This is a genomic window from Sneathiella sp. (assembly GCF_029233945.1).
GTDB lineage: Bacteria > Pseudomonadota > Alphaproteobacteria > Sneathiellales > Sneathiellaceae > Sneathiella.
The window spans coordinates 40094-46347 of record NZ_JARGOQ010000026.1; the positions used below are offsets into that span (position 1 = coordinate 40094).

The 6254-nt window shown below is 57.9% G+C and carries 8 protein-coding genes; 4 read left to right on the forward strand and 4 right to left on the reverse strand.

Annotation, left to right across the window (positions count from 1 at the left end):
* Nucleotides 1–58: 58 nt before the first annotated feature.
* Complete coding sequence (locus P1U71_RS10210; protein ID WP_301105496.1) at nucleotides 59–391, reverse strand: YegP family protein; 333 nt, start codon at nucleotides 389–391, stop codon at nucleotides 59–61.
* Nucleotides 392–495: 104 nt separating this feature from the next.
* On the opposite strand from P1U71_RS10210, the gene P1U71_RS10215 reads away from it, so the two are divergent.
* Nucleotides 496–1017: a GNAT family N-acetyltransferase gene (locus tag P1U71_RS10215; RefSeq protein WP_301105497.1), complete on the forward strand. Its 522-nt coding sequence runs from the start codon at nucleotides 496–498 to the stop codon at nucleotides 1015–1017.
* 27 nt (nucleotides 1018–1044) lie between these two features.
* On the opposite strand, the gene P1U71_RS10220 is transcribed toward P1U71_RS10215, so the two are convergent.
* Entirely contained in the window at nucleotides 1045–1560 is a 516-nt protein-coding gene (locus P1U71_RS10220) for a DUF2867 domain-containing protein (RefSeq protein WP_301105498.1), read from the reverse strand.
* A 147-nt stretch (nucleotides 1561–1707) separates the two neighbouring features.
* Between P1U71_RS10220 and P1U71_RS10225 the strand changes: the two genes are divergently transcribed.
* From P1U71_RS10225 to P1U71_RS10235, 3 genes are all read left to right on the forward strand, one after another.
* Nucleotides 1708–3210: an NAD(P)/FAD-dependent oxidoreductase gene (locus P1U71_RS10225; protein ID WP_301105499.1), complete on the forward strand. Its 1503-nt coding sequence runs from the start codon at nucleotides 1708–1710 to the stop codon at nucleotides 3208–3210.
* A gap of 115 nt (nucleotides 3211–3325) precedes the next feature.
* Entirely contained in the window at nucleotides 3326–3505 is a 180-nt protein-coding gene (locus tag P1U71_RS10230; RefSeq protein ID WP_301105500.1) for a hypothetical protein, read from the forward strand.
* Nucleotides 3506–3737: 232 nt separating this feature from the next.
* The gene (locus P1U71_RS10235) at nucleotides 3738–4286 is read left to right on the forward strand and encodes a helix-hairpin-helix domain-containing protein (RefSeq protein WP_301105501.1); all 549 of its coding nucleotides are present in this window, start codon (nucleotides 3738–3740) and stop codon (nucleotides 4284–4286) included.
* 18 nt (nucleotides 4287–4304) lie between these two features.
* Here the strand turns inward: P1U71_RS10235 and P1U71_RS10240 are convergent, their stop codons facing one another.
* A complete protein-coding gene (locus tag P1U71_RS10240; RefSeq protein WP_367281168.1) occupies nucleotides 4305–4937 on the reverse strand; it encodes a LysE family translocator in 633 nt (210 codons plus the stop codon).
* Nucleotides 4938–5044: 107 nt separating this feature from the next.
* On the reverse strand, nucleotides 5045–6254 hold a 1210-nt coding region (locus P1U71_RS10245), incomplete at its 5' end, for an MFS transporter (protein WP_301105503.1).

Sequence of the window (6254 nt, forward strand, 5' to 3'; positions counted from 1 at the left end):
TCAAAAAGAGAGGCCGCGAGGATCACTCCCCCGGCCTCCCGCAGTCTATGCGATAAAATTACGTCTGATCGTCGGTCTTGGCGCCATCGGCCGCGCGGCCAACCGCGCCGGTTCCAGCCTTTGCCCCGCCTTCGTCGGCATAGCCCTGACTGGAGAGAATAACCTGGCCGTTAGAGGCTTTCAGGTTGAAGTACCATTTGCCGTTCTTGCCTTCCTTGAACTCGTACCGGCCGTCATCGCCCGCATTTTTCGTGACGGATGCGATCCCGTTCTCCGCGCTTGCCTTCGCCTTGTAGCCTTCGGATGTACCAACGACTTCGCCGTTGCCCGCTTTGAGGCGGAAACGAAATTCGCCTGCCTTGTCTTTGTAAAGTTCAAATTTCCCAGCCATGGTGCATACTCCCTGTCTATAGTATTAGTCTTAAGTCCACTTTTATATATTGTGCAGAAACGGCGGGTTTTGCAACTATTCAACGGACAGAAGGAAGATTCATTATGAGAGTGGAAGAAAAGGAGGGTGCCGACAGCGGAGCGATAATTGCCCCCCTCGCCGCCGCTGTTTATCCGCCAGACGTCATAGAAACGATAGTTTGGAAAAACGTTACCTTCGCGCAACCGGCCCGAAGGATTATCGTTTATGACGATGACGACCCCGTATCAACAGCAGGAATTCTTTTCAGAACTGTGCTTCTAAATGGCGTGCCGACACTGATAGGTGGGGTTGGCAGTGTGATGACGCGGCCCTCGGCCCAGCGAACCGGATTTGGTCGCGCGGCGATGCTGGCAACTCATGAAATCATCGATCGGGAGCCGCATTGTTCATTCGGCTTGCTGTTCTGCGAGCCCAATAACTTCGAGTTCTATAGGCGCCTTGGCTGGTCGTTGTTCGACGGCGCCATACTGGCCGAGCAGCCCGGCTGGAACGGCGAGTATACTGTAACGCAGCCAATGGTTCGCCAGGTGACGCATCCGGCCCCGATTGAAGGCATAATTGATCTGCAGGGTTTGCCTTGGTAACCCGACATTCGAATTCGGTGATCCGGCTTAAGCCATCGAGCTAAAATGACGGGCCGCGGCGGCCAGGCGGGATTTCACGATCAGGATATGAAACGGCATGATCAGCATAAGATACAGCCGCCCGATCAGGTTATGCCGATGAACGAGCGTGGCGAGAGAGACAACGCCCGCCTCCCCCACTTCGCGCCGAAGCGCTATCCTGAAATCAAGATGGGAATCGTCCTCGCCGAGAATGATCTCGCGCACGGAAAGGCTCCGGACTGTCATAAAGCCGATATGATCCCCCACAGCGACGGATTTTCGAAAGCTGTTGTTCTGGGGGAGCTCCCGTGTTGTCTTGATGCCGAAAAAGCTGACGATCCGGTCCCGGATACGGAGCAATGTCCGCGCCCATCCCGGCATGGCGATCAGAATATATTGCGCGATTTCCTCAAGCGGGCGATCAGGCGGGGAAATAGCAACCGAATAACAATCGAGAAAATCCCCCGGCTTGAAGATGCCGTGAAGCTCGCTTTCCCCGTTGAGTTGCGTCCGTTTTACCATTATGTCCTGCGCCTTCGAAAGTCCGTATTTCCGGTGCGCCCAGATTAGTGCCTATTGCCGCGATAATCTACTATTGCGCGCCGCCCGGATATCATTATTCTATTGGGCAATAACAAACAACGCCGAAGGCGAGCAGGAGAGAAGACCATGGATGCAGCGGTCGAAGGCGCCCAGGAAACAGCGGGCGAAACTCAATATTTTGATGTGCTGATCATTGGTGCCGGGATTTCCGGCATCGATGCGGCCTATCATCTCCAGAAACTTTGCCCGAACAAAAGCTTCGCCATGCTGGAGACGCAGGACACGTTCGGCGGCACATGGGCGACCCATAAATATCCGGGCATCCGCTCCGATAGCGATCTCTTTACCTTCGGGTTTAAGTGGAAGCCGTGGAAGGATGACCCCATTGCCAGAGCAGATAAAATTCTCCGCTATCTTAGTGAAAGCCTCGATGAGAATGATCTCCGCCGCCATATCCGCTTTTCCCATGAAGTGAAGACCGCCGTCTGGTCGAGCGAGGAAAAACGCTGGACGCTCGACGTACTCGACAAGGAAAGCGGCGAGGTCCGGCGCTACGCCTGCAACTTCCTCTGGATGTGCCAGGGCTACTACCGCCATAGCGAGGGATATACGCCCGACTATCCGGGCATGCAGGACTTCAAGGGCGAGATTATCCATCCGCAGACCTGGCCCGAAGATCTTGACTACACAGACAAGAAAGTGATCGTCATCGGCTCCGGCGCGACGGCGGCAACGCTGATCCCGGCGATGGCGGGAACGGCGAAACATATCACCATGCTGCAACGCTCCCCCACCTATTTTTCCGCCCGTGCCAACCGTGATGAGCTGGCGGAGACCCTCCGTGAACTCGATGTGCCGGACGAATGGGTGCATGAGATCGCCCGACGAAAAGTCCTCTTCGACCAGAAGGAAATCACCCGCCGCTCCTTCGAGGAGCCGGAAGGCCTGCGGGAGGAGCTGATCAAAGGCGCGCAGATGTATCTTGGCGACAGCGTGCCGGTCAATCCGCATTTCACGCCGACCTATCGCCCCTGGCGGCAACGCCTCGCCTTTGTGCCGGATGGCGATCTGTTTCAGGCGATCCGCAAGGGCGACGCCTCCGTCGTGACCGACCATATCGATCATTTCACGGAAGAGGGCATTCTCCTCAAATCCGGCAAGGAGCTGAAAGCGGATATCATCATCTCCGCCACCGGCTTCAATATGAGCGTCCTTGGCGATATTGCCTTCACCATCGATGGCAAGCCGCTCGATTTCGGCAAAAGCTGGTCACACCGGGCGATCATGTTCTCGGGCGTGCCCAATATGGCCTGGGTGTTCGGTTACCTCCGCACAAGCTGGACCATGCGCTCCGACATGGTGGCGGAATTCGTCTGCCGCCTGATGAAACATATGGCGCAGAAGGGCGCGCGCATGGTCGTGCCGGAGCTGCGGGACGAAGACAGGGACATGCCCGAAAAGCCTTTCGTCGATCCGGAGAATTTCAACGCCGGATATCTTACCCGCGCCCTCAAAATCATGCCCAAGCAGGGCGATAAGGATCCCTGGGTGCATACGCAGGATTACTACACCGACAAGGAAACCCTTGTCACGGCGGATCTGGACGACGGGACATTGATCTACAAATAACCCCTGCCCCCACGAAAACGGCTTTTCATCGCTGCCACAATATTGTAACATAAAATGTATATACATATGATATGCGTTCGATATACTCGAAACCATGCAAGGAGCACAGATACCGATGTCGGCAGAGAAAAAGCTGAAGAAGAAAGAACGGAAAGACAGCCAGTTGATCATCCGCATCAAGGGCAAGGAACGGGACCAGTTTGTCGAGCTATGTGACGAGTTGGATACCAGCGCCGCCCGCGAGGTCCGGCGGTTTATCCGCGACTTTCTGAAGCAGCACGCCCTGTCGGACTGACCGCCCTGCATCACCCATTAAATCATGAAGGATAAGATGTACCATGGCTAAAAAAGCGAAGATCAAAGACTTGAAAAAAGAGGTTAAATCCCGCAAGGCGAAAGTTGCCAAGCAGGAAAGCAAGTTGAAAAAAGCCAAAAAAGCCCTGAAGAAAGCGGCTTAACGGCGATTGAACCCTATAAAGGCTGGCCTTCGCGCCAGCCTTTTTACCCGCGCGAAAAGGATAACAAATATGCTGACTATATTTGATGTTAAAGGCGTCGGTCCAACCACGGGCACGGGCCTCACCGAAAAAGGAATTACCACCGCCGAGCAGCTTGCCAAGGCCGAGGTCGCCGATCTTCTGGCCGTCCCCGGTATCGGCGAAGCGCGTGCGAAGGTCTTGATTGACGCGGCAAAGGCGTCGCTGGCGCCGGTCCCGGCCGCAGTTCCGGCCCCCGCCGTGAACGCCACCACCGCTCCGAAACTCACCCCCGCAAAACCGGCGGCAAGGGCCGCGGCGGCGAAGAAAGTGGCGGCGGCAAAACCTGTGGCCAAGGCCGCACCCGCAAAGACCGAAGAGGCCGCAAAGCCTGCGAAGGCGGACAAGGTGAAAAAAGCCAAGAAGGCGGAGAAGCCGAAGAAGGGCAAGACCAAAGATGCCAAGCCCGCCAAGGCAAAAAAGGCCGAGAAATCCAAGAAGGCCGAAAAGCCGAAGAAGGATAAAAAGGCCAAGAAGGATGTAAAGGCGAAAAAAGACGCCAAGCCGTCCAAGAAGGGCAAGTCAAAGAAGAAGAAATAGGCAGGTGACGGGGCGGCGTCAGTCTCCTGCGATCCGCGCGGTCAGGATCTTGATCCCGGCAAAGGCGAAGACGATGGCAAACGCGCCCTCGCACCAGCGCCGAAGCCGGGCATATCCCGCCACCATCGGCGCACTGGAAAAGATCAGCGCATAACCGAAGAAAACAACCGCGCCCAGCGATGCAATCGCCGCGATAATGATCGCCAGCGAGGAAAGCGGCGCATCCGCCGGCACCCCGATCGAATAGAGCGAGCCGAAGAACAGCACCGCCTTCGGGTTGGTCAGATGCAGCGCCAGACCCTTACGGTAGGCCGCGCGGCAGCTGGTGACCTTGAACTGACGCCCTATCCCCTGCTCCCGCGAGAGGGCGGAGCGTGCCGACCTGTAGGCGAGATACAGCAGATAACCCGCGCCGGCATAGCGGATCACCTCAAACGCCCAGGCATTCGCCAGCATGATCGCGCCCAGCCCGAAGGCCGCCGCAGAGGACCAGAACAGCGATCCCGTCATCACCCCGGCGGCAAGCGCAAGACCAAAGCGCCGCCCGGCATTCATTGAGGTGCCCGCAATGGCGAGGGTCGCCGGACCCGGGCTCGCCATCGCCACCAGGGCCGCCAGCAGAATGAGGGGTAAATGCAAATCGCTTATCATCATTACTTTCCTTGAAAATCTCCCGGCCAGCTTATCCGTCCCTGATGCACCCTGCAACGTCATATCCGCGCGCGAAACCGCCGAGCCCCCCGGCACGAAATGCCTTTTCAGGCGGTGGCGACAGTGAGCGGAGGCTGCCGCCGCCGGATGGTGAAATAAAGCGCGCCGACGATGATCAGGTTGATGACCCCCGCTATCGCCGCATTGGCGTAGGTAATTGTATAATTTCCCGTCACATCGTAGAAAACCCCGCCCTGATAACCGCCGATCCCATGGCCGATCCAGGCGAAGACGGTGGTGATACCAAGAGCCGAGGCGCGCTTGGCGACCGGGGTCAGTTCGCGCACGGTGATGATGACGCCCGTCATCACACCCGCATAGCCGAAGCCGTAGATGATCGCGAAGATATAGAAGGCGTTCAAACTCTCGATCTGGGTAAAACCGAAGACCAGCACCGTCTGCCAGAGCGACGCGATCCAATAGGCACGGACGGCCCCGATAATATCGGCGAGCTTGCCGAATGCGATCCGGCCGAGGACGGCGACGATCATCATCGCGAACACCACACTGCCCGCTTCGTCAATCGAAAATCCGCAGCCCTGAATGAATGGCACCAGATGCATCAGCGGCACCGCCATGCAGGTGCAGCAGAAAAGCACGGCGGCGCTGAGCCAGATCGTGACGATATGCGGCGGGAGAGCTGTCGGCGGTTCATCCTCCGCCCCGCCCGCAACCTGCGCCGCGATGGGCGCACGCTGGATGGTGAGGGCCAGCGGCACCAGCACGGCGAGCGTAAAACAACCCATCACCATCAAAGCCTCCCGCCAGCCGATATTGTCGATCAGGATGGCAATGCCGTAGGGCACGCCGCCCTGCCCGAGCGCCTGCCCGGCCGAGACGATCCCGACGGCAAGGCCCGCCCCGGTCACGAACCAGTTGCCGACATTGGCAACCAGCGGCGCGAACAATGCGCCCGCACCCAACGCGCCCGCGATAAAGAAGAGGACATAGAACTGCCAAAGCTCGCTCGCCTGGGATGCCGCAAGGATGCAAAGCCCGAGGACAATCGCACCGAACAGCGCCACCCGCCGGGTCGAACTGCGATCAGCGACCCGGCCCATAATGATGCCGCCAACCGCAAGCCCCAACAGCCCCGCGACATTGATCAGCGAGACCGAGCCCCGGTCCCAGCCAAATTCCAGATTGAGCGGGATGAGAAAGACGGATGCGCCGTTCACCATCATACCCATGCTGACCGCCAGCATCAGCGCGGATGCCGTCACGATCACCCAGCGATATGGGGATTGTTCGCCCGTC

What these genes read in the sequence shown, in the direction of transcription:
- P1U71_RS10230 (WP_301105500.1), top strand. Translation starts at nt 3,326, where the DNA reads ATGTCGGCAGAGAAAAAGCTGAAGAAGAAAGAACGGAAAGACAGCCAG.
- P1U71_RS10215 (WP_301105497.1), top strand. Translation starts at nt 496, where the DNA reads ATGAGAGTGGAAGAAAAGGAGGGTGCCGACAGCGGAGCGATAATTGCC.
- P1U71_RS10210 (WP_301105496.1), bottom strand. Translation starts at nt 391, where the DNA reads ATGGCTGGGAAATTTGAACTTTACAAAGACAAGGCAGGCGAATTTCGT.
- P1U71_RS10225 (WP_301105499.1), top strand. Translation starts at nt 1,708, where the DNA reads ATGGATGCAGCGGTCGAAGGCGCCCAGGAAACAGCGGGCGAAACTCAA.
- P1U71_RS10240 (WP_367281168.1), bottom strand. Translation starts at nt 4,937, where the DNA reads ATGATAAGCGATTTGCATTTACCCCTCATTCTGCTGGCGGCCCTGGTG.
- P1U71_RS10235 (WP_301105501.1), top strand. Translation starts at nt 3,738, where the DNA reads ATGCTGACTATATTTGATGTTAAAGGCGTCGGTCCAACCACGGGCACG.
- P1U71_RS10220 (WP_301105498.1), bottom strand. Translation starts at nt 1,560, where the DNA reads ATGGTAAAACGGACGCAACTCAACGGGGAAAGCGAGCTTCACGGCATC.